This window comes from Pseudonocardia sp. TMWB2A, from assembly GCF_017312135.1.
This window is the reverse complement of sequence record NZ_QKQY01000002.1, coordinates 3,737,780-3,759,735: the sequence shown is the minus strand read 5'-3', so window position 1 is coordinate 3,759,735 and position 21,956 is coordinate 3,737,780. Positions and strand designations below refer to the sequence as shown.

Here is a 21,956-nt window from a genome sequence, read left to right as displayed (position 1 = left end):
GGTCAGCCGCGGACCCGCGGGGCCCGTCCGTATGGCTGCTCCACCGGCTCCACCCACTCCGGGGTGGGGGTCGGCGCGGTGGCCGGGCCCTCGTCGTCGAGCGCGATGGGCTCGCCGTGGTGGCGCAGCCGCATCGGGGCGCCGTCGGTGAGCCGGTACTCGGTCTCCTCGGGGGTGATCGAGACCCGGATGCGGCGCCCCTGCCACTTCAGGCCGAACGAGATCCGCGACAGCGACGCCGGGAGCACCGGCGCGAACGACAGCCCGTCGGCCTCGCAGCGCATCCCGCCGAAGCCCAGCACGACCGCGGTCCAGGTCCCCGCCATCGACGCGATGTGCATGCCGTGGTCGGTGTTGCCCGCGAGGTCCTGCAGGTCCACCAGGGCGGCCTCGGCGAGGTACTGGTGGGCCAGCTCCAGGTGCCCGGTGCGGGCGGCCATCACCGACTGGGTGCACGCCGACAGCGACGAGTCCCGCACCGTGATCGCCTCGTAGTAGGCGAAGTTGCGGCGCTTCTGCTCCTCGGTGAACGCCTCCGGGAAGATCTGCATCGCCAGCACGAGGTCGGCCTGCTTGATGACCTGCTTGCGGTACAGGTCGAAGTACGGGTAGTTCAGCAGCAGCGGGTACCGCTCGGCCGGGGTCTCCTCGAAGTTCCACCGCTGGTGGTCGGTGAAGCCCTCGGACTGCGGGTGCACGCCCAGGCGCTCGTCGAACGGGATGAACATGGCGCCGGCGGCGTCGCGCCAGGACGCGATCTCCTCGGAGTCCACCCCGAGCCGCGACGCGGACCGCGGGTGCTTCGCGGCGACCTCGGCGGCGTAGCGCAGGTTCTGCTGGGCCATCAGGTTGGTGTAGACGTTGTTGTCCGCGATCGAGGAGTACTCGTCGGGGCCGGTGACGCCGTCGATGCGGAAGTTGCCCGCCGAGTCGTGGCTGCCCAGCGAGCGCCACAGCCGCGCGGTCGCGACCAGCAGCTCCAGCCCGACCTCCAGCTCGAACTTGGTGTCGCCGGTGGCGTGCACGTGCCGCTTCACCGCGTCGGCGATGTCGGCGTTGATGTGGAACGCCGCGGTGCCCGCGGGCCAGTAGCCGGAGCACTCGTGGCCGCGGATGGTGCGCCACGGGAACGCCGCGCCCTTGAGGCCGAGTGTCTCGGCGCGCTCGAAGGCCAGCGGCAGGATCGACTTGCGCCAGCGCAGCGCGTCCGCCGCGGCCTCCGGGGCGACGAAGGACAGCACCTGCAGGCAGAACGTCTCGGTGTCCCAGAAGGTGTGGCCGTCGTAGCCGTCGGCGGTCAGGCCCTTGGCCGGGATGCAGCGGCGCTCGGCGCGGGCGCCGGCCTGCAGGATGTGGAAGGTCGCCAGCCGCACGGCCTGCTGCAGCTCGGCGTCGCCGTCGATCTCGACGTCGGCGGTGGCCCAGAAGTCGTCGAGGTAGTCGCGCTGCTCGGCGACCAGGCCGTCCCAGCCGGTGTAGCGGGCGGCGGCGATGGCGGCGCGCACCTGGTCGTAGACGGCGGGCAGGCTGCGTCGCGAGGACCAGCCGTAGGCGAGGTACTTGACCACGCGCAGCGACTGGCCGGGCTTGACCCGGGCGATGACGGTGGTGCGGGCGAGGTCCTCGTTGGCGTCGGTGGACACCTGGACGCCCTCCGGGCCGAACACCTCGTGCTCCATCGCGGCGCCGCAGCGCAGCTCGGACTTGCGGGTGCGGTGCACCAGGGTCGCACCGGCGTCGCCGGCGCGGGACTGCTCGGGCTCGAGCACGTTGTCCAGCGCGGTGTCCAGGCGCGGGTCGTCGGCGTCGCGGCCGGGCAGCTGCTCGTTGGCGACGAGCTCGGACTGCAGCACCAGCAGGGCGGCGTCACCGGCGGCGCCGCTGCCGTCGTTGCCGTTGCTGACCAGCTCGACCTCGTAGGAGATCGCGGCGACCGCGCGCTGGGTCAGCGAGACCATGCGGGTGGAGCGGACCCGGACCCGGCGCCCGGCCGGGGACTCCCACTCGACCTCGCGGTGCAGCGTGCCGGCCTGCATGTCCAGCACCCGCTCGTGCCGGTGCAGGGTGCCGTAGCGCAGGTCGAACGGCTCGTCGTCGACCAGCAGCCGGATCAGCTTGCCGTTGGTCGTGTTGATGATCGTCTGCCCGGACTCGGGGTAGCCGTAGCCGCCCTCGGCGTACGGCAGCGGCCGGACCTCGTAGAAGGAGTTCAGGTAGGTGCCGGGCAGGACGTGCGGCTCGCCCTCGTCGAGGTTGCCGCGCAGCCCGATGTGGCCGTTGGACAGCGCGAAGACCGATTCCGTCTGGCCCATCGCGTCCAGGTCGAGGCGCGGTTCGCGGACCACCCACGGCTCGACGGTGAAGGTGGGCAGGTGGTCGGGCTTCACGAACGCTCCAGCAGGTCGGCGAGATCGGTGACGACGACGTCCGCGCCGTGCTCACGCAGGGCGTCGGCCTGGTCGAGACGGTCGACGCCGACGACGGCGCCGAAGTCCCCCGCGTGGCCGGCCTGCACGCCGGCCAGCGCGTCCTCGAACACGACCGCGGCGGACCGGTCGACCCCGAGGTCGGCCGCGGCGGCGAGGAAGGTGTCGGGAGCGGGCTTGCCGGGCAGGCCGCGCTCGCGGGCGGTGACGCCGTCGACGCGGTGGTCGATGAAGGTCTCGAGCCCGGTGACCCGCAGGATCTGCTCGGCGTTCGCGCTGGAGGACACGACGGCGGTGGTGAGCCCGGCGTCCTTCACCGCCTCCAGGTAGCGGCGCGACCCCGGGTAGACCTCGACGCCGTCGGTGCGGATCCGCTCCTGCACGAGGTCGTTCTTGCGGGTCGACAGGCCCCACAGGGTCTCGGTGTCCGCGGAGTCGTCCGGGGACCCCTCGGGCAGCTCGATCCCGCGCGAGGCGAGGAAGCTGCGGGTCCCCTCGAGACGGGGCTTCCCGTCCACGTACGGACCGTAGTCGGCGTTGACGTCGAACGGGGTGTACCCGTCACCGTCGCGGGAACGGAGGTACTCGTCGAACATCTGCTTCCACGCCGCGGCGTGGACGCTCGCGGTGTCGGTGAGTACGCCGTCCAGGTCGAACAGGCACGCGCGTGTGCCCTCGGGCAGCCCCAGCATGGCGCGCACGCTATCCGGATCGATGAAGCTCCGTCGCCCCGGGCGGTGCACGCCACTCCCCCGCCGCCGGGTGTCACACGACGGGCACGCCCAGCGGCAGGACCAGCAGGACGAGCGGGGCGCGGGCGGACCGTTCCGCCGGGCCCGCCGGATGGACCTCCACCCGGGCCGCGGGCCCGTCGGGGGCGTCCGGGTCCAGCCGCACGTGGACCGCGCCGCCCGCGCTGTGCGGCTCGATCTCCTCCTGCACCCCGCGGCGGACCGCGGCGAGCACCGAGAGCGGCGGCACCGCCGACGACGGGTCGACCCCGGCCCCGGACGGGTCGTCGAGCTCGGTGGTCAGCCGGGCGCCGAAGCGGGTCCGTTCGATCTGCAGGTACGCCCGCACGGCGGCGAGCTCCTCGTCGAGCCGGATCGACGGCTCCCCGGCCCGGTCCGCGGCCCGGGACAGGTCGGCGAAGCCCAGCAGCAGCTCCCGGGCCCGTGGCGGGTCGGTGCGCACCAGCGAGGCGATGGTGTTGAGGGTGTTGTAGACGAAGTGCTGCTCCAGCCGCCGCGACAGCGGCCCGTGCCAGGGGCCGTCGGGGGCGGCGGCCGGCGGCGCGGGGGCCCCGGGGGCGGGCGGGACGGCGTCGCGGACCCGGATGCGGACGGTCTCGTCGGGGGCCGGGGCGCGGTGCGCGCCGGGCCGGGCCGCGCGGCCCTCGTCCGGTGACGTGTCGCGGGCGGGCCGGTCGGGGTCCGCGGTGCCGGCGCGGCCCGGGGTGCGGGTGCCCGGCGGGGCGTCCCCGTCCTCGGACGCGGGCCGGGTGGCCGGTGCGGCCGCGGCACGGGCGCGGGGCAGGACGACGGTCTCCGGGCCGTGCCCGGGTGCCTGCTCGGTCCCGCGGCCCGGGCGGCGCAGTGCGACGGTCGGGCGGGCCGCCGACGCCGCCCGGCGGGCCGCGTCGATCGCGGTGGCCAGGTCGTCGTCGTGCTCGGCGGGCACCACCAGACCGCGCCACGACGGCAGGGTGAGCCGCCCGGCGGCCGTCCGGCCCCGGTGCTCGACCGCCGCGACCAGGCCGGGGGCCAGCCAGCGGGCGTCGACGCCGATCCCGTCGGGCACCCCGAGCGGCGGGGTCCCGGTGGCGGGGACGCGCAGGACGGTACGGGCGTCGACGTCGGCGGCGCCGATCCCGACGCGGCCCACGTAGCGGAGCCCGTCGGGCTCGGGCAGCGCCAGCAGCACCGCGCCGATCCGCTCCCGGCCCCCGCCGGGGCCCCCGGCGGGCACCCAGCCCGCGACGAGCACCTGCCGGTGGCGGCGCAGCGGCACCCGCAGCCAGTTCCGGGTGCGCCGCCCGGGCTGGTAGGGCAGGTCGAGCCGCTTGAGGTGCAGCCCGTCGAGGCCGTAGCGCTCCGCGGTGCGGACCACGAGGTCGGCCTCGTCGAGCCCGAACGAGGGCGGCACCAGGATCTTCGGCCCGGCCAGGTCGAGCGCCTCCAGCTCCGCGCGGCGCCGCCGGTAGGGCAGCTCCAGGGTGCGGCGGCCGTCGCAGAACAGCAGGTCGGTGACGACGTAGCCGACCGGGACCTCGGTCCGCAGGGCCGCGTCCGGGGACACCGTCGCGGTGCGGCGCAGCAGCGGACCGCGCGACGGGCGGCCCGCCTCGTCGAGGGCGACGACGGTGCCGTCGAGCACCATGCCGCCCGGCGGGGCCTGGTCGCCGAGCACGGCGAGCTCGGGGAAGGACCCGGTCACGCTCCGCGCGGTGGAGGACAGCAGCCGGACGCGGCCGGGCCGGGCGTAGGCCACGCAGCGGTGGCCCTCCCAGGCGAACTCGACCGCCCAGCGGTCCGGGTCACCCGCGTCGGTCAGCTCGCCCGCGGCGGGCAGCATCGGCGGGACGAGGTCGGGCATGGGCGCAGCAGGACCCGCGCCGGCGCGCGCCTGCCCGGCGCCGTGCGTCGCACCGCCCCCCACCACGGCATCCACGCTATCCCCCGCACGGGCGAGTGCGGGCGCCACCTCGGCGCTGCGGCGCCCGGTGCCGGGGGTGTCTGCGACGATCGGTCCCATCATGACGCTCACCGACCGGCTGCCGCGCTCCTCCGACCCCGCGAACCCCCCGGATCCCGCCGCGCTGGTGGACACCTTCGCCGAGTGGGCGTTCGACGAGCGCGGTCTGTCGCTGTACCCGGCGCAGGAGGAGGCGCTGCTGGAGCTGGTCACCGGCGCCAACGTGATCCTCTCGACGCCGACGGGCTCGGGGAAGTCGCTGGTCGCGATCGGCGCGCACGCCGCGGCGCTGGCCCGCGGGGAGCGCAGCTTCTACACCGCGCCGATCAAGGCGCTGGTCAGCGAGAAGTTCTTCGCGCTGTGCGAGGTGTTCGGCGCGGACAAGGTCGGCATGCTCACCGGCGACGCCGCGGTGAACGAGAAGGCGCCGATCATCTGCTGCACCGCGGAGATCCTGGCCAACCTCGCCCTGCGCGAGGGCCCCGGGACCGACGTCGGCTCGGTGATCATGGACGAGTTCCACTTCTACGCCGACCCGTCGCGCGGCTGGGCCTGGCAGGTGCCGATCGTCGAGCTGCCGCAGGCGCAGTTCCTGCTGATGAGCGCCACGCTGGGCGACACGTCGTTCTTCGCGGAGGACCTGACCCGGCGCACCGGGCGGGAGACCGCGGAGATCACCTCGGTGGAGCGGCCGGTGCCGCTGCACTTCCGCTACGTCGTCGAGCCGCTGCACGAGACGATCACCGAGCTGCTGTCGACGCGTGAGGCGCCGGTCTACGTCGTGCACTTCACCCAGCAGGCCGCCGTCGAACGGGCGCAGGCGCTGATGAGCGTCAACGTCACCTCCAAGGAGGACAAGGCCGCGATCGCCGAGACGATCGGGGCGTTCCGGTTCACCTCCGGCTTCGGCCGCACCCTGTCCCGCCTGGTGCGCCACGGGATCGGCGTGCACCACGCCGGGATGCTCCCCCGCTACCGGCGGCTGGTGGAGACCCTCGCCCAGGCCGGCCTGCTCAAGGTCATCTGCGGCACCGACACCCTCGGCGTCGGCATCAACGTGCCGATCCGCACGGTGCTGTTCACCGCCCTGTCCAAGTACGACGGGCGCCGCGTGCGCCCGCTCAAGGCCCGCGAGTTCCACCAGATCGCCGGCCGCGCCGGCCGGGCCGGGTACGACACCGTCGGCACCGTCGTCGCGCAGGCACCCGAGCACGACATCGAGAACGCCAAGGCGCTGGCCAAGGCGGGCGACGACCCGAAGAAGCGCCGCAAGGTCCAGCGCAAGCAGCCCCCCGAGGGGTTCGTCGGCTGGTCGGAGACCTCGTTCGAGAAGCTGCAGCAGGCCCGCCCGGAGCCGCTGACCAGCCACTTCGAGGTCACCCACGCGATGCTGCTCAACGTGGTCTCGCGCGGCGGGGACACCTACGCCGCGATGGAGCACCTGCTCACCGACAACCACGAGCCCCGCAAGCGGCAGCTCAAGCACATGCTGCGGGCGATCGCGATCTACCGGGCGCTGCGGACCTCCGGGGTCGTCGAGCAGTACACCGTGGACGGTGCGACCCGGCCACGGGCGCGGGTGGTCGACGAGCTGCAGCTGGACTTCGCGCTCAACCAGCCGCTGTCGCCGTTCGCGCTGGCGGTGTTCGAGCTCCTCGACCGGGAGTCGCCGACCTACGCCCTCGACGTGCTCTCGGTGATCGAGTCGACCCTCGACGACCCCCGCCAGATCCTCGCCGCCCAGCAGAACAAGGCCCGCGGCGAGGCGATCGCGGCGATGAAGGCCGACGGCATCGAGTACGAGGAGCGGATGGCCCGCCTGGAGGAGGTCACCCACCCCAAGCCCCTCGACGAGATGCTGCACGCCGCGCTGGAGACCTACCGCCGCGGCGCACCGTGGGTCGCCGACGCCGTCCTGTCGCCGAAGTCGGTGGTCCGGGACATGAGCGAGCGGGCGATGACGTTCACCGAGTACGTCTCGCACTACCAGCTCGCCCGCTCCGAGGGCCTGGTGCTGCGCTACCTGGCCGACGCCTACCGGGCGCTGCGCCAGACCGTGCCCGAGCACGCCCGCACCGAGGAGCTCACCGACCTCGTGGAGTGGCTGGGCGAGCTGGTCCGCCAGACCGACTCCTCGCTGCTCGACGAGTGGGAGAAGCTCGCCGCCGGGGCGGGCGCCGACGGGGAGGTGCTGCCGCCGGGGGCCGAGGTCGCCGTCGCCACGCCGACCGGGGTCACCGGCAACGCCCGCGCGTTCCGGGTCATGGTGCGCAACGCGCTGTTCCGCCGAGTGGAGCTCGCGGCGATGGGCCGCTACGCCGAGCTGGGCGACCTCGACGCCGACGCCGGCTGGACCGCCGACCGCTGGCGGGACGCCCTGGCCCCCTACTTCGCGATCCACGACCGGATCGGCTTCGGGCCGGACGCGCGCGGGCCCGAGCTGTTCGACCTCACCGAGGAGGCCGACCGCTGGCTGGTGCGCCAGGTCCTCGACGACCCGGCGGGCGACCGGGACTGGGCGATCACCGCCGAGGTGGACCTCGCTGCCTCCGACGAGGCCGGTGAGGCCGTCGTGTGGGTGACGGAGGTGACCGACGGGTCGCCGGCCTGACCCGACCGGCCCGTCGCGGGCCACCGACGTAACCCGGTCGGCCCCACCGGGCGGGTCGGATCGGTTACGGTGTTCACCGATCATCCCGATCATGAGGGAAGTCCCTCCCACCGGAGCGAACGGGGGCGGTGGATGCAGCAGGCCGACGTCGCCGCTGCTCGCGCCGACCACGGACGGGCGCTCGTCCCCGCAGCACTCCCCGACCCCGCCGACCTCACCGGTCCCTGGGCCTCGGAGCTGGCCCGGCGCTCGGTGCTGCCGGTCACCGAGCTGCGCCCGGTCCTCGACCGGGTGACCGGCCGGCTGCGGGAGGCCGCACTGGCGGAGCGGTACGACCCGGCCCTCCCGGCGGCCGCCGGCGGGGACCTGGTACGGGCGCGGATCCACCAGCCGGGCTGCCTGGAGATCGGGATGGAGCTGCTCGGGGCGCACCTGGAGCCGGCCGCGGACACCGCCGCCCGGGTCCGGCGGATCGCGGCCGTGCTGGCGGCGTTCGCCCGCGGGTTCACCGAGGCCACCCGCAGCCTGGTCCTCGCCGAGCACGAGCAGGTCACCCGGGCCGCGCTGGAGGCCCGCCGCGTCGCCGAGGAGGCCCGTCGTCGCTCGGACCTGCGGCTGCGGACCGTCGTCGACTCCGCGGCCGTCGGGATCGTGATCTTCGAGCCGGACGGGCGGCTCGTCGAGGTCAACGAGACCGCCGCCGTCATGTCCGGGTACACGCCCGCCCAGCTGCTGAGGATGCGGGTCACCGACTTCGTGCCCCGGGAGTCGGCGCCGGAGGTGTGGGCGGAGCGGCCGCGGCTGCTCGACGGCTCCCTGGACCGGCTCCGGGTGGTCCGCCCGGTCCGGCGCGCCGACGACAGCGACGTGTGGATCGACGCCGTGGTCACCCTGCTCGGCCCGGTCGGCGGTGACGAGCAGCTGCTCGTCGCGGTGGTGTCCGACGTGACCGACCAGCTGCTGATGCAGGAGAGCCTGGCCCACCAGGCGTCGCACGACCCGCTGACCGGGCTGCCGAACCGGTCGCTGTTCTTCGAGCGCCTGGGCGCCGCGATCGACGCGGGCTCCTCCGGTGCCCGCCCGGGGGTCTGCTACCTGGACCTGGACGGGTTCAAGGTCGTCAACGACACCCTGGGCCACCAGGCCGGGGACCGGCTGCTGCAGGTGCTGGCCGACCGGCTGCGGGGCGCGCTGGAGCCCGGCGGGCACCTCGTCGCGCGGATGGGCGGCGACGAGTTCGTCGTGCTGGTGCCGCGCACCGCCGACCGGGCCGAGCTGGAGGAGGTCGCGACCCGCGCGCTGGGGACCGTGCGCCGCCCGGTGCGCGTCGACGGCCGCGACATCGTGATCTCGGCGAGCGTCGGGGTGGTGCGCCACGACGGCGAGCTGGGCACCGACGAGCTGATCGCCGCCGCCGACACCACCCTGTACTCGGCCAAGCGCGCCGGCCGCGGGCGCTACGTGCTCTACGACCGCGACCGGCACCGCGACGACGTCGCCCGCTTCGAGCTGTCCTCGCAGATGCCCGAGGCGCTGCGCCGCGACGACTTCGTGGTCGTCTACCAGCCCCTGGTGCGCCTGGCCGACGAGCAGACCATCGGGGTCGAGGCGCTGGTGCGCTGGCAGCGGCCCGACGGGCAGCTGCTGGGCCCGGACCGGTTCATCCCGCTCGCCGAGGAGACCGGTCTGGTCGTGCCGCTGGGCCGCCGGGTCCTCGACGAGGCGTGCCGGCAGGGCCGGGTCTGGGCCGACGCGTACCCGGCCAGGCCGCTGACGATCAGCGTGAACGTCGCCGCCCGGCAGGTGACCGAGTCGGACCTGGTCGCCGACGTCGCGGCGACGCTGGAGCGCCACGACTGGCCGCCGGAGCTGCTGCAGGTCGAGCTGACCGAGTCTGACCTGATGGGCTCCCCCGGCCGGCCGCTGGCCACGCTGCGCGAGCTCGACCGGCTCGGCGTGAAGATCGCCATCGACGACTTCGGGACCGGCTACTCCAACCTCGCCTACCTGCGGCACCTGCCGGTGCACCGGCTCAAGCTGGCCGGGCACTTCCTGGCCGGGACCGCCGAGCGCGACGACGTCATCCTGCGCACGCTGATCTCGCTGGCCTCCGCGCTGGACCTGGAGGTCACCGCGGAGGCGGTGGAGACGCGGGAGCAGGCGGCGCGGCTGCGCGAGTACGGCTGCGCCAACGCCCAGGGCTGGTACTACGCACCCGCGGTCGTCGCGGAACGGGTCCCGGACCTGATCCGGGACCCGTTCCTGCGCGCCCTCTGAGCTCAGCCGTTGCGCTCGTCGCGCCAGGCGATCCAGTCCTTCAGCCGGGACAGGTCGTAGCCGCCCTGGCCGTCCTGGCCGACGGTGAACAGGCGCACCCCGGCGTCGTACAGGGCGGCGCCGTTGTCCTCCGGGGCGCCCTCGACGCCGACCGAGCGTTCGATCTCGGCCGGGTCGCGGCCGATGTCACGGCAGTGCCCGTCGAGGATGCCGCTCTTGCGGGTGACGGTGTCGACGTCGCCGAAGCCGTGCCAGATGCCGGCGTGCTCGGCGGTGTAGCGCAGGGTCTTCTTCTCGCCCCCGCCGCCGATGAGGATCGGGATGTCGCGGGTCGGGGCCGGGTTGAGCGCCGACCACCGGCTCCGGATGCGGGGCAGGGCCGCGGCCAGGTCGTTCAGCCGGCCGCCCGCGGTGCCGAACTCGTAGCCGTACTCGTCGTAGTCGCGCTGGAACCAGCCGGAGCCGATGCCCAGGATCAGCCGGCCGTCGGAGATGTGGTCGACGGTGCGGGCCATATCGGCGAGCAGCTCGGGGTTGCGGTAGCTGTTGCAGGTCACCAGGGCGCCGATCTCCACCCGGGAGGTCGCCTCGGCCCAGGCGCCGAGCATGGTCCAGCACTCGAAGTGCTTGCCGTCGGGCTCGCCGTAGAGCGGGAAGAAGTGGTCCCAGTTGAAGACGACGTCGACGCCGGCCTCCTCGGCGGCGGCCACGGTGCGGCGGATGTCGGCGTAGTCGGCGTGCTGGGGCTGCAGCTGCAGTCCGATGCGGACGGGACGGGGATCGGTCATGTCCCCATCCTGGCCCCGGCGGCCGGGGCCCGCAGGACACCCGCGGGCCCGGCGGGTCAGAGCCGGCGCAGCCCGGCCAGCACCCGGTCCATCAGCGCGACGCTCGGCCCGTCCTCCGCCGAGGACACACCGTGCACCACCAGACGTCCCTCGGAGGCGAGGTCGTCGATGAGCACCCGGGCGACGCCCAGCGGCACTGCGGCCAGCGCCGCGACCTCCGACACCGACCGGGGCCGGGTGCACAGCCGCAGCACCGCGGCGCGCTCGACCGAGTCGGCGCGCGGGACGGGGCCGGGGGCGGGCCGCACCGAGACCAGCGTCTCCAGCCGCAGCTCGGCGCGGACCCGGGTACGGCCGCCGGTCATGACGTAGGGCCGGACCGGGGCGAACGCCGGGACCGGGAGCGGCGCGGCCTCCGGCGGCGCGGTCTGCCGGGACGCGGTGTGCTGGGACGCCGGGTGGTGGGGCGCGGACGGGGAGGACGCGGGGCCCGCCGTCGCGGCCGGACGACCCGGTCCCGGCGCGGGGCGGCCGGCGACCACGGGCAGCGGCGCGGTGTCGGCGGGCCCGGGCGTGCCGGTGTCGCCGTCCGGGCCGCGACCGGTGCCCGCCGTCGCGGGGTCTCCGGCCGCGGTGCCGCCCAGCCCGGTGTCGTCGGCCGGGTGCCCGTCCGTCTCCGCGCGGGCCGCCGCACGGCGCGCCGCCCGCTCGCGGCGGCTGAGCCGGGTGCGCTTCGCGGAGTGCCCGCCGAACCGGGCCCCGGTCACCCCGACCAGGTTCTCCGGCCCGGCCTCCGGCTCCTCCGCCACGACGGCGGGCTCCGGGTCCGGCTCCGGCGGCCTGCCGTGCGGGTACTCCGGGTCGGGGGCGTGCCGGGACGGGGGCGCCCCGAACCGGGCCCCGGTGCGTCCGATCTCCGACCGTGCCATCCACCCTCCGCGCCTCGCGGCCGCGGCGGCCCGCGGGCGCCGCGCTCGTCCGTTCCGTCCCGCGGTGCGGTCGTCGTCACGATGCGCGTCCGGGGAGCCACAGGGTGGCGCGGGACGGCTACCGCACCGTGTCGCCCGTGTCACATCTGTGTGACGCGACCCCGTCGGTGCAGGTCACAGCCACCGCGGTTCACCCGATCCGGCTAGTGACGCAGCAGCGCGGTGAACGCGTCGAGGGCCTGCCCGGCGATGCGCTCGGCCGCGGGCACGACGCCGAGGAACGCGACGTAGCCGTGGATGAGACCGGGGCCGTCGACCTCGGTGACCTCCACCCCGCCCGCGCGCAGCGCCGCGGCCCAGTCGCGGCCCTCGTCGCGCAGCGGGTCGAACTCGGCGGTGGCGACCACCGCGGGCGCCAGCCCGGACGGGTCGGCGGGCGCGGCGGCCCCCAGGGGCGCGACCTCGGGGTCGGCCGGGGCGGGGCCGGACAGCAGGCTGTCCCAGAACCAGCGCATGTCCGCGGCGGTGAGGAAGTAGCCCTCGCCGTTCTCCCGGTACGACGGCGTCGCCCCCTCCGGGGCGAGGGCCGGGTAGAACAACAGCTGGGCGGCCGGGCGCGGGCCGCCGCGGTCGCGGCAGCGCAGCGCCAGCCCGGCGACCATGCTCGCCCCGGCGCTGTCGCCGGCCAGCCCGAGCCGCCGGGCCGGGAACCGGCCGGCGACGGCGAGCAGCGCGGCCCAGGCGTCGTCGAGCGGGGCGGGGTGCGGGTGCTCGGGCGCGAGCCGGTAGTCCACGGCCACGACGACCGCCCCGGTCGCGTTCGCGACCCGCCGGCACACCGGGTCGTGGGTCTCCAGGTCCCCGACGACCCAGCCGCCGCCGTGCAGGTAGAGCACCACGGCCGCACCGTCGTCGCCCTCGGGGACGTAGGTGCGCAGCGGCACCGGGCCCGCCGGGCCGGGGACGGTGTCGTCGTCGACCCGGCCGACCTGCTCGGGGACGAACCCCGGACCGCGCCGGGCCAGGGCGAGCGACCGGTAGTGGGCCCGAGTGGCGACCGGGTCGCCGTCGCGGACCAGCGGCAGGGCCCCCGCCCCGGCGAGGGTGTCGAGCACGGTCCGGAACGCGGGGTCGAGCGCCATGGTCGTGACGCTAGCCGGTCCCCGGGGGATGCGCAGACATGATTATTCTAGTACATTGCGAACAAGTTCGGATCACTCGACGAGAGGGACGTCATGACCACACCCGTCGCGCACACGAGCCGTCGCCGGCTCCTCGCCACCGCACCGGCCACCGCGCTGACCGTCGCGGGCCTGGCCACCCTGGTGGCCACCCAGCCGCCCGGCCGGACGCTCCCGAGCACCCTCGCGGTGGTCGTGGTGGGCCTGCTCGCGATCGGGCTGCCGCTGCTGCGGCTGCGCTCCGGGCGGCCCGACGTGGAGCGCCGCGCCGTCGGCACCGCCTGGGCCTTCGCCGTCATCGTGTGGTGGGTGCCCGGCGCCCGGCTGGCCCCGCAGGTACCCGGCTGGGCCTGGACCGTCGGCGTCCTGGCGGCGGTCGCCGCCGCCTACGGCGTCGGACACCTGCTGGCCGGACCGGACGCCCCGCGGCCGTCGGCGACCGGCAGCGCCCCGGCCGGCGCGGTGCGCACCCCGCTCGCGCCCGGTGAGCGCTACCTGTGGGCCCGCACCGTGCTGTCCCGCCCCACCCTGGTCGTCGCGGCCGTGCTGCTCCTGGCGGCGGTCGCCCAGCTGCTGGCCGGTGGCAGCGCGGTGCTGGTCGTCGTGCTCGTCGCCGCCGCTGTCGTCTCGACCGCACTGACCGCCGTCGCCCGGGTCCGCGTCGACGGCGACGGGGTGCACGTCCGGCAGGCGCTGCTCGGACGGCCGCTGGCCGAGGCGCCGCTCGCCGAGGTCCGCGGCGCGCGGTCGGAGCAGCTCGACCCGGAGCGGTTCGGCTGGAACGAGTACGGCGTCCTGCGCCGGTCGCCGTCCGTGCTCGGCTACCGCGCCCGGCGGGCCGGGGAGGCGCTGGTGCTCGACCTCACCGACGACCGCCGGTTCGTCGTCACGGTGCCCGACGCCGCCACCGCGGCCGGGCTGGTCAACGCCGAGCTCGACCGGCGCGCCGGGCACGGCGCGGCCGGCGCCGCACCGTCGTGCTGATCCGGGTCGACCCGTCGTCGCCGGTGCCGCTCGGGGACCAGGTCGCGGCCTCGGTCCGCCGGGCGGTCGCCGACGGCCGGGCCGCCGCCGGGGACCGGCTGCCCCCGGCCCGGGAGGTCGCGGGCGCGCTGGGGATCAACCTGCACACCGTGCTGCGCGGCTACCAGCAGCTGCGCGACGAGGGCCTGGTCGACCTGCGGCGCGGCCGGGGGGCCGTGCTCACCGAGCGGGCCACCGGGGGACGCGCCGAGCTGGAGCGCAAGGCCGGTGAGCTGGCCGAGCTCGCCCGGCGGCTCGGGCTCGACGAGTCCGACGCCCTCGGCGCGGTGCGGGCCGCCTTCCGCTGACGCCGCGGCGCCGCCGTCAGCCGAGCGGGCTGCGCGGCAGCAGCCGGTCGGAGATGATCTTGCGCTGGATCTCGCTGGTCCCCTCGAAGATCGTGGTCAGCCGGGCGTCGCGCCAGTGCCGTTCCACCTGGTGCTCGGTGGTGTAGCCGTTGCCGCCGTGCAGCTGGATGCCGTCCGCGGTGACCTCGGCGGCCATCTCGGTGGCGAGCAGCTTGACCATCGCCGCCTCCCGCTCGCAGGGCTCGCCGAGGTCGAGCCGGTGCGCCACGTTCTGGTAGAAGGCGCGGGCCTGCTCGACCCGGGCGGCCATCGTCGCGAGGGTGAACCGGACGGCCTGGAAGTCGCCGATCGGGTGCTCGAACTGGTGGCGTCGCTGCAGGTAGCGCACGCAGTCCTCGACGGCGGCCCTGGCCAGCCCGACCGCCCGCGCGGCGGTGTGCACCCGGGCGATGTTCAGCCAGGACTGGGCGTCGGCGAAGCCCTCGCCGCCGGCGCCGAGCTGATTGCCGACCGGCACCCGCACGCCATCGAACTCCAGGTCCCAGGTGACGAAGCCGTGGTAGCCGATCTTGTCGATCGGGCGGCCGGTGATCCCGGCGGGGAAGGTGTCGCGCTCCTTCTCCACGACGACCGTCGCCAGGCCGGCGGAGCGCTTCTCCCCCGGCGCCGGGTCGTCGGTGCGCACCAGCACCTGGATGAAGTCGGCGGCCTTGGCGTTGCCGGTCCAGCGCTTGTGCCCGGTGATCACGAACTCGTCGCCGTCGCGGACCGCGCGGGTCTCCACCCCGGCCAGGTCGGACCCGGCGTCGGGCTCGGACAGCGCGATCGCGCCGATCCACTGCCCGCGGGCCGACCGGCGCAGCAGCTCCGCGCGGCGCTCCGGGTCGGTGACGGCGGTCCCGGCGCCCTGCGCGCGGGCGATGATCGACCCAACGCTCATCCACGCCCGGGCCAGCTCCTCGGCGACCATGCAGTACTCGAACGCCCCGAGGCCCAGCCCGCCGTGCCCGCGGTCGACGGTGATGCCGAAGTAGCCCAGCTCGCCCATCTCGTCGAGCAGGTCGCGCGGGATCTCGCCCTTGCGCGGGTCCAGCTCGTCGGCGACGGGCAGCACCCGGGTCGCGGCGAACTCGCGGGCCTGCTTCTGCAGCGCCTCGCGCTCGGGGGTGTGGTACGGCGCGGTGAGTACCGGGACAGGCGGCTCGAGAAGATCGTCACTGGCCATGGGCGCAGTATCACCCGTCCCGGCCGCCCCCGCCCGGACCGGACCCGGCCGTCGGCACAGGGACCGCTGCGGCACGCATCGCCGCGTGCGCATGTCCGCACGGGGTGGGAGGGTCGGCAGCGGGCGACGCGGCCGGACCCGTGGGGGCGCGGGATCGGTGTGGCCGCGGCGCCGCCGCGCGGCCGCGACCGCGGTCCGCGCGTCCACGCAGGAGGGGAGCGCACCATGCCCGACAACCGCGTCGTCGTGTACAAGGGGCCCGGCGAGGTCGCCGTCGAGTCGATCGACTACCCGAAGCTGGAGCTGCCGTCCGACGTCGTCGACGGTCTCGGCATCCAGCGGAAGGCTCCGCACGCGGCGATCCTGAAGATCGTCACCACCAACATCTGCGGGTCCGACCAGCACATGGTCCGTGGCCGCACCACCGCACCGGTCGGGCAGTCGCTCGGCCACGAGATCACCGGCGAGATCGTCGAGGTCGGCGACGACGTGCTGTTCGCGAAGGTCGGCGACATCTGCTCGGTGCCGTTCAACATCGCCTGCGGGCGCTGCCGGATGTGCAACGAGGGGAGGACCGGCGTCTGCCTGAACGTCAACCCGGCCCGTCCCGGCGCCGCCTACGGTTACGTCGACATGGGCGGCTGGGTCGGCGGCCAGGCCGAGTACGTGATGGTGCCCTTCGCCGACTTCAACCTGCTGCGCTTCCCCGACCGCGACCAGGCACTGGAGAAGATCCTCGACCTGACGATGCTGTCGGACATCTTCCCGACCGGCTACCACGGCGCGGTGACCGCCGGGGTCACCACCGGGTCGACGGTCTACGTCGCCGGTGCCGGGCCGGTCGGGCTGGCCGCGGCCCACGCCGCGCAGCTGCTGGGGGCGGCGGCGGTCGTCGTCGGGGACATGATCCCCGAGCGGCTCGCGCAGGCGCGCAGCTTCGGCTGCGAGACGGTCGACCTGTCCGGCGACGGCACCCTGGCCGAGCAGCTCGAGCAGCTGCTCGGCGAGCCCGAGGTCGACGCCGCCGTCGACGCCGTCGGGTTCGAGGCCCGCGGGCACGGCAAGGATGCCGGGGAGGCGCCCGCGACCGTGCTGAACTCGGTCATGGAGGTGACCCGGGTCGGCGGCGCGCTCGGCATCCCGGGGCTCTACGTCACCGGCGACCCGGGTGCCGCCGACGACAAGGCCAAGGAGGGCACCCTCGGCGTGCGGATCGGCCTGGGCTGGGCGAAGTCGCACAGCTTCACCACCGGCCAGTGCCCGGTGAAGAAGTACAACCGGCAGCTGATGCAGGCGATCCTGTCCGACCGGGCGCAGATCGCGAAGGCGGTCAACGCCACCACGATCACGCTGGACGACGCCCCGCGCGGCTACCAGGAGTTCGACGGCGGCGTGGCCCGCAAGTTCGTGATCGACCCGCACGGCAGCGTCGCGGCGTGAGACCGGCCGGGTCCGGTGCCGCCGTCGCGGTGCCGGGCCCGGCTCACCCGCCCGCACCGGCCGCGCGCCGGTAGAGCTCGGCGGCGGCGCGGGAGAAGCCGTCGGGCACCCCGGCGGCGGCGAACGCGTCGGCCGCCTCGTCCATCTCCCCCGCCCAGCGCCACGCCTTCCCGGCCATCCGCTCGCGGGTGCGGGCCAGCGCGGCGGCGTGGTCGACCCCGGCCCGGTCCAGCTCGGCGTGCAGCGCCTCGGTGACGCCGAACGCCGCGGCGGCCTCCTCCAGCGCCAGCCACAGCATCGGTGCGGCCTTGCTCTGCAGCGCGAAGCAGGCCTTCAGCCCGCTCGCGGCGCCCAGGTCGGTCCCGGCGGTGCCGAGCACCCGGGCGTCGAACGGGCCGGGCTCGAACAGGGTGGCGGCGGTGTCCGCCCCGGGCCCGGACAGCCACAGCGTGGTGGTGCCCGCCGTCCAGGCGGGCGGGCCGATGACGGCGCCGTCGCAGACGGTCGCGCGGTCGCCGAGCAGGGTCGCGATGCCGCGCACGGTGTCCGGGGACACCGCGTTGGCCTCGACGTAGAGCGGGCGGTCGGTACGCCCGGCCAGCCCGGCGCCCACCAGGCCCGCGACCTCGCGCGCGGCGTGCGGCGGGCAGATCGACACGATCACGTCGGCCCGGGCGGCGAGGTCGGCGACGGTCGGCACCGCCTGCAGGTCGGCCAGCTCGGCGCGTTTGGCGGTGGCGTGCGAGCGGCCGGCGTCGGCCCAGATCACCGCGCCCGCGCGGGCCTTGAGCGCCGATCCGAGCGCGGCGCCCATCGCGCCGGGGTGCAGGACCCCGACCACCGGCCGGGCGGGCAGGGACACCGGCTGCGCGGACGGCGACGACATGGGGTGATGATGGCACCCCGCCCCACCCGTCCCGGCGGGCTCACCCCGCCCCGAGTGCGGCGGCCAGGTCGTCGAGCACCACGCGCGCGGCCTGCGGGCCCGCGTTGAGGAACCAGGTGTCGTCGTCGACGGCGGTGGTGTGCCGGTCCCGGACCGCGCCGAGCGAGGCCCCGACCCCCTCGGTCAGCAGGGCCGGGGGCGCGGCGCCGGGAGCCGCGCCCTGGACGCCGTAGAAGATCCATCCGCCGTCGGCCCGGCCGAGCTCCTCGGTGGACAGGTCCCGCGAGGTCGCGGCGAAGCGCTGGCTCTCCGGCCGGGCGATCCCGGCGTCGGCGAGCAGCGAGCCGGGGAAGGAGCCGACGCCGAAGACCCGGACCCGGGTGGACTGGATGCGCAGCAGCGACACCTCGACCGACCCGGCGCGCGCGCCGACGGCGCGGGCCCGCCCGGCGAGGTCGTTGACGAGCGCCTGCGCGGCACCGGCCCGGCCCAGCGCGGACCCGACCAGCAGCAGGTCGGTCTTCCAGTTCACACCGTTGCCCCGGGTCATCACGGTCGGCGCGATCGCGGACAGCTGGGGATAGAAGTCCTTCGCCCCGGCGACGTTGGCCAGGATCAGGTCCGGGCGCGCCGCGGCGACCGCCTCGATCGCCGGGTCGGTGCGCAGGCCGACGTCGGCCATCGCCGCGAGCCCGGCCCGGTACTGCGGGAACGCCGCGGTGAGGTAGCCCGGGACCATCGTGGCCGCCTCGGCCCGGGTGGACCCGACGGGGACGACGCCGAGGGACAGCAGCCCGTCGAGCTGCCCGGTGGAGATGACCACGATCCGCCGGGGCTCGGCCGGGATCGTCGTCGTGCCCATCTCGTGGGTGACCGTGCGCGGGAAGACGCCGTCGGGCTCGGGCGAGCCCTGCCCGGCGGGCAGCGCGGTGGGGGCCGCACCGTCCCCGCCCGCGGGCGCGGGGGTCTCGGTGGCACCGGCGCCGCAGCCGGCGAGCAGGACCAGGCACAGCGCGGCGACCACGGCACGGACCACGACACGGACAGGGAAGGTGAGCCTCACCTGCACATCCCAGCCGACCGGAGCGCGGCACACAACGAGACGACGGTCTCGACTGGCGTGTCGGGTGGGCGGGGCGGCACGGTCGTCGCATGACCCCTGATCCCCTGTTCACCGGCGACGCGGTCGGTGGCTGGCTGCAGCTGCCCTCCCCCGCCGTCGCCGAGATCGCCGGCTCCGTCGGGTTCGACCTGGTCTGCGTCGACACCCAGCACGGCCTGATCGGCGACGACACCGTCCTGGGCATGCTGCAGGCCCTGTCCGCGACGGGGACGCCGTCGCTGGTGCGGGTCCCCGGCCACGGTGCCGAGGGCATCGGGCGGGCCCTGGACCGGGGCGCCGACGGCGTGATCGTCCCGCTGGTCGACACCGCCGAGCAGGCCGCGGCGGCGGTCGCGGCGTGCCGCTACCCGCCCGACGGGGTGCGCAGCTTCGGGCCGGTCCGCCCGTCGTGGCAGGGCCGGGACGTGTTCGCGCCGCCGCGCACGGTGGTGATGGTGGAGACGGTCGCGGCGGTGGCGAACCTCGCCGACATCGTGGCCGTCGACGGGGTCGCTGCGGTGTTCGTCGGGCCGTCGGACCTGGCGCTGGCGCACGGGCTCCCGCTCGCCGCCCAGGGCGACGGCGGCCCGGAGTCCGACCGGCACGCCGAGCTGGTCTCCGGGATCGCCGCGGTGTGCGCGGGGGCCGGGGTGCCGGTGGGGATCTACTGCGACTCCCCCGCGCACGTGCGCCGCTTCCGGGCGCTGGGGTGCACGTTCACGATGCTCGCCGCCGAGCAGGCGATCCTGCGCTCGGCGCTGGCGGACAAGCTGGCCGACGCCCGGCCCTGAGCGGTCAGCCCGCGGAGCGGTCGGGCGCCGCGGGACGGTCGGGCGCTGCGGGACGGTCGTCCGGGGCGGTGCGGGCGGGCTCCCGGGCGTCGACCATCGTGAGCCCGGTGAGCCGGCCGGCCACCCCGCGGTGGCCGGTGCTGCGCCAGAGCCCGACCAGGCCCGCGATCCCCCACAGCAGCCCGAGCACGCCGAGCGCGCCGGACGGCCCGGACAGCAGCAGGAACCCACCGGTGCCAAGCAGTGCCCGGGCGAGGCGGCGTCCGCGGCCGGGGACGCCGCCGCCGGGCAATGCCGGGCGCAGCCGCACCGCGCGCTGGCCGACCGTGCCGCCGCAGCCGAGCAGCGGCACGACCAGGAACGCCAGCAGCGGCACCCCGAAGCCGACGACGGAGTTGGCGGTGTCGTACCAGTCCGGGAACGGTGCCCGCAGCCCGGCGACGACGGTGGCCCCGCCGAGCAGCAACGACCCGAGCAGCGCCCCGGTCGCCCACACCGCCATCAGGTCGCACACCGCGCCGAGCAGGCGTCGTCCGCCGGTGACCGGCGCCGGGCGGTCCGGGTCGCCCGTGGCGTCCCACGAGCGGGGCCGCAGCAGCATCGCGGCGAGCCCGCCGAGCAGGGCGCCCGCGGTGTTGGCGATGAGGTCGTCGACGTCGGCGAGCCGGTAGGCGCACGGGAACAGGAACCAGTTGCCGGTGTACTGGGTGGCCTCGACGAGCAGGGACACCGCGAACCCGGCGGCCACGGTGACCGGCAGCGAGCGGCGGAACACCCCGCGCAGGAACCAGCCCAGCGGCGCGAACAGCGCCACGTTGAGCACCACCTGCTGCACCGCGGCGTTCGCGAGCCAGGCCCGCACCCCGGTCGCGTCCTGGCGGGCGGCGATCCGGGTGATGTCGCCGACGAAGGCGAACGGCCGGGTCTGCAGCGAGTCGGCCGCGGTGCGCCCGGCGCAGAACGCCGCGTCGACCTGGGGCAGCGGGAGCAGGGTGTAGCCGAGGATGGCCAGCCCGTACACCGGGACGGCGACGAGCACGGCCAGCTCGCCGGGCCCGAAGCGGCCGCGGCGGCGGTAGGTCAGCGCGACGGCGGGGACGAGCACGGCCAGCACCAGCGCCGACCCGAGCCCGATCGCGAGCACCCCGGGGATGATCCGGTCGTTCACGGTCGCCGACGTTAGCGACCGTCCGGGCTGCGCCCGGGGACCGAAACGGGTGGTTCAGCCCAGGACGTCGAGGATCTGCTGAGCGGCGAGGGTGGGGGTGAGGCCGCCGTCGCGGACCTCGGCGGTGAGCTTCGGGAGCCGCTCGGCCGTCGCCGGGTCGTGCAGCACCCGGTCCATGAGCCGGTCGCGCACCATCTGCCACATCCACTCGACCTGCTGGTCGGCGCGCCGGGTCGCGAGCTCGCCGCCCTTGTCGAGGGCCTCCCGGTGGGCGGTGACCTTCTCCCACACGGTGTCCAGGCCCTTCCCGGTCTGCGCGGAGCAGGACAGCACGGGGGTGCGCCAGTGCGCCGAGGTGGGGGTCATCATGTGCAGCGCGCCGGCGAGCTCGCGGGCCGCGGCGCGGGCGTCGCGCTCGTGCGGGCCGTCGGCCTTGTTGACGGCGACGACGTCGGCGAGCTCCAGGATGCCCTTCTTGATCCCCTGCAGCGCGTCGCCGGTGCGGGCGATGGTCAGGAACAGGAAGGTGTCGACCATCCCGGCGACGGCGGTCTCGGACTGACCGACCCCGACGGTCTCGACGAGGACGACGTCGAACCCGGCGGCCTCCATGACGACCATCGTCTCCCGGGTGCGGCGGGCGACCCCGCCGAGCGTGCCCGCCGAGGGCGACGGCCGCACGAACGCGTCCGGGTCGACGGCCAGGCGCGGCATCCGGGTCTTGTCACCCAGGATGGACCCGCGGGTACGGGTGGACGACGGGTCGACGGCGAGGACCGCCACCCGGTGGCCCCGGCCGGTGAGCGTGGAGCCCATCGCCTCGATGAAGGTCGACTTCCCGACCCCGGGTACCCCGGAGATGCCGACCCGCACCGCGTGCCCGGCCTTCGGGGTCAGCTCCAGGAGCAGCTCCTGGGCGGCCCGCTGGTGGTCGGGCCTGCTGGACTCGACCAGGGTGATCGCCCGGGCGAGCAGGGTGCGGTCGCCGGCCAGGACCCCGCGGGCGAGCTCCGCGGGGTCGGGGACGCGAGGGGCCATCGGCGGGACTCTCCTTGCGGGTCGGCACCGCGCCCGGTGCGCGGGTGGGCGCACCGGGCACGGCGACGG

Annotated in this window: 17 protein-coding genes; 6 read left to right on the top strand and 11 right to left on the bottom strand. The window is 75.7% G+C overall.

What is annotated here, in order from left to right; genetic code table 11:
• Nucleotides 1-2 precede the first annotated feature (2 nt).
• The 3 genes from DMP17_RS32145 to DMP17_RS32135 all read right to left on the bottom strand — a co-directional run bounded on the left by DMP17_RS32145 (nucleotide 3) and on the right by DMP17_RS32135 (nucleotide 5,183).
• Nucleotides 3-2,387, bottom strand: coding sequence for a glycoside hydrolase family 65 protein (locus tag DMP17_RS32145; RefSeq protein WP_226357093.1), 2,385 nt, complete (start codon nucleotides 2,385-2,387; stop codon nucleotides 3-5).
• Nucleotides 2,384-3,118, bottom strand: a complete 735-nt coding sequence (locus DMP17_RS32140; protein WP_226357092.1) for a beta-phosphoglucomutase family hydrolase — start codon at nucleotides 3,116-3,118, stop codon at nucleotides 2,384-2,386. Before DMP17_RS32140 ends, DMP17_RS32145 begins: the two co-directional genes overlap by 4 nt.
• Nucleotides 3,119-3,191: 73 nt before the next feature.
• Entirely contained in the window at nucleotides 3,192-5,183 is a 1,992-nt protein-coding gene (locus DMP17_RS32135) for an ATP-dependent DNA ligase (RefSeq protein ID WP_337831504.1), read from the bottom strand.
• Here DMP17_RS32135 and DMP17_RS32130 point away from each other — a divergent pair.
• Complete coding sequence (locus DMP17_RS32130; RefSeq protein WP_226357090.1) at nucleotides 5,182-7,731, top strand: DEAD/DEAH box helicase; 2,550 nt, start codon at nucleotides 5,182-5,184, stop codon at nucleotides 7,729-7,731. The genes DMP17_RS32135 and DMP17_RS32130 overlap by 2 nt on opposite strands.
• 132 nt (nucleotides 7,732-7,863) lie before the next feature.
• Nucleotides 7,864-10,008 (top strand): putative bifunctional diguanylate cyclase/phosphodiesterase, encoded by a 2,145-nt coding sequence (locus DMP17_RS32125; RefSeq protein ID WP_337831503.1) that lies wholly within the window; start codon nucleotides 7,864-7,866, stop codon nucleotides 10,006-10,008.
• A gap of 2 nt (nucleotides 10,009-10,010) precedes the next feature.
• Here DMP17_RS32125 and DMP17_RS32120 read toward each other — a convergent pair whose 3' ends face one another.
• The 3 genes from DMP17_RS32120 to DMP17_RS32110 all read right to left on the bottom strand — a co-directional run bounded on the left by DMP17_RS32120 (nucleotide 10,011) and on the right by DMP17_RS32110 (nucleotide 12,867).
• Nucleotides 10,011-10,796 (bottom strand): LLM class F420-dependent oxidoreductase, encoded by a 786-nt coding sequence (locus tag DMP17_RS32120; RefSeq protein ID WP_226357088.1) that lies wholly within the window; start codon nucleotides 10,794-10,796, stop codon nucleotides 10,011-10,013.
• A 56-nt stretch (nucleotides 10,797-10,852) separates the two neighbouring features.
• Nucleotides 10,853-11,725 (bottom strand): DUF742 domain-containing protein, encoded by an 873-nt coding sequence (locus DMP17_RS32115; RefSeq protein WP_337831502.1) that lies wholly within the window; start codon nucleotides 11,723-11,725, stop codon nucleotides 10,853-10,855.
• A 203-nt stretch (nucleotides 11,726-11,928) separates the two neighbouring features.
• The gene (locus DMP17_RS32110; protein WP_337831501.1) at nucleotides 11,929-12,867 is read right to left on the bottom strand and encodes an alpha/beta hydrolase; all 939 of its coding nucleotides are present in this window, start codon (nucleotides 12,865-12,867) and stop codon (nucleotides 11,929-11,931) included.
• 93 nt (nucleotides 12,868-12,960) lie between these two features.
• Here DMP17_RS32110 and DMP17_RS32105 point away from each other — a divergent pair, with 93 nt between their 5' ends.
• Together DMP17_RS32105 and DMP17_RS32100 are read left to right on the top strand one after the other, a co-directional pair.
• On the top strand, nucleotides 12,961-13,890 hold the full coding sequence (locus DMP17_RS32105; RefSeq protein ID WP_337831500.1) for a hypothetical protein: 930 nt from the start codon (nucleotides 12,961-12,963) through the stop codon (nucleotides 13,888-13,890).
• The gene (locus DMP17_RS32100) at nucleotides 13,884-14,237 is read left to right on the top strand and encodes a GntR family transcriptional regulator (protein ID WP_062394920.1); all 354 of its coding nucleotides are present in this window, start codon (nucleotides 13,884-13,886) and stop codon (nucleotides 14,235-14,237) included. The genes DMP17_RS32105 and DMP17_RS32100 overlap by 7 nt, the downstream gene beginning before the upstream one ends.
• Nucleotides 14,238-14,253: 16 nt before the next feature.
• Here DMP17_RS32100 and DMP17_RS32095 read toward each other — a convergent pair whose 3' ends face one another.
• The gene (locus DMP17_RS32095; RefSeq protein WP_226357084.1) at nucleotides 14,254-15,462 is read right to left on the bottom strand and encodes an acyl-CoA dehydrogenase family protein; all 1,209 of its coding nucleotides are present in this window, start codon (nucleotides 15,460-15,462) and stop codon (nucleotides 14,254-14,256) included.
• Nucleotides 15,463-15,687: 225 nt separating this feature from the next.
• On the opposite strand from DMP17_RS32095, the gene fdhA reads away from it, so the two are divergent.
• Nucleotides 15,688-16,902, top strand: coding sequence for a formaldehyde dehydrogenase, glutathione-independent (fdhA, locus tag DMP17_RS32090; protein ID WP_226357083.1), 1,215 nt, complete (start codon nucleotides 15,688-15,690; stop codon nucleotides 16,900-16,902).
• Between the two features lie 43 nt (nucleotides 16,903-16,945).
• Here the strand turns inward: fdhA and DMP17_RS32085 are convergent, their stop codons facing one another.
• Nucleotides 16,946-17,788, bottom strand: coding sequence for a DUF1932 domain-containing protein (locus DMP17_RS32085; protein WP_337831499.1), 843 nt, complete (start codon nucleotides 17,786-17,788; stop codon nucleotides 16,946-16,948).
• Between the two features lie 40 nt (nucleotides 17,789-17,828).
• A complete protein-coding gene (locus tag DMP17_RS32080) occupies nucleotides 17,829-18,851 on the bottom strand; it encodes an iron-siderophore ABC transporter substrate-binding protein (protein ID WP_337831498.1) in 1,023 nt (340 codons plus the stop codon).
• 89 nt (nucleotides 18,852-18,940) lie between these two features.
• On the opposite strand from DMP17_RS32080, the gene DMP17_RS32075 reads away from it, so the two are divergent.
• Entirely contained in the window at nucleotides 18,941-19,681 is a 741-nt protein-coding gene (locus tag DMP17_RS32075; protein ID WP_337831497.1) for an HpcH/HpaI aldolase family protein, read from the top strand.
• 4 nt (nucleotides 19,682-19,685) lie between these two features.
• On the opposite strand, the gene DMP17_RS32070 is transcribed toward DMP17_RS32075, so the two are convergent.
• Together DMP17_RS32070 and meaB are read right to left on the bottom strand one after the other, a co-directional pair.
• Nucleotides 19,686-20,849: a VanZ family protein gene (locus DMP17_RS32070; RefSeq protein WP_337831496.1), complete on the bottom strand. Its 1,164-nt coding sequence runs from the start codon at nucleotides 20,847-20,849 to the stop codon at nucleotides 19,686-19,688.
• Between the two features lie 54 nt (nucleotides 20,850-20,903).
• On the bottom strand, nucleotides 20,904-21,887 hold the full coding sequence (gene meaB, locus DMP17_RS32065) for a methylmalonyl Co-A mutase-associated GTPase MeaB (protein WP_226357078.1): 984 nt from the start codon (nucleotides 21,885-21,887) through the stop codon (nucleotides 20,904-20,906).
• Nucleotides 21,888-21,956: the final 69 nt, after the last annotated feature.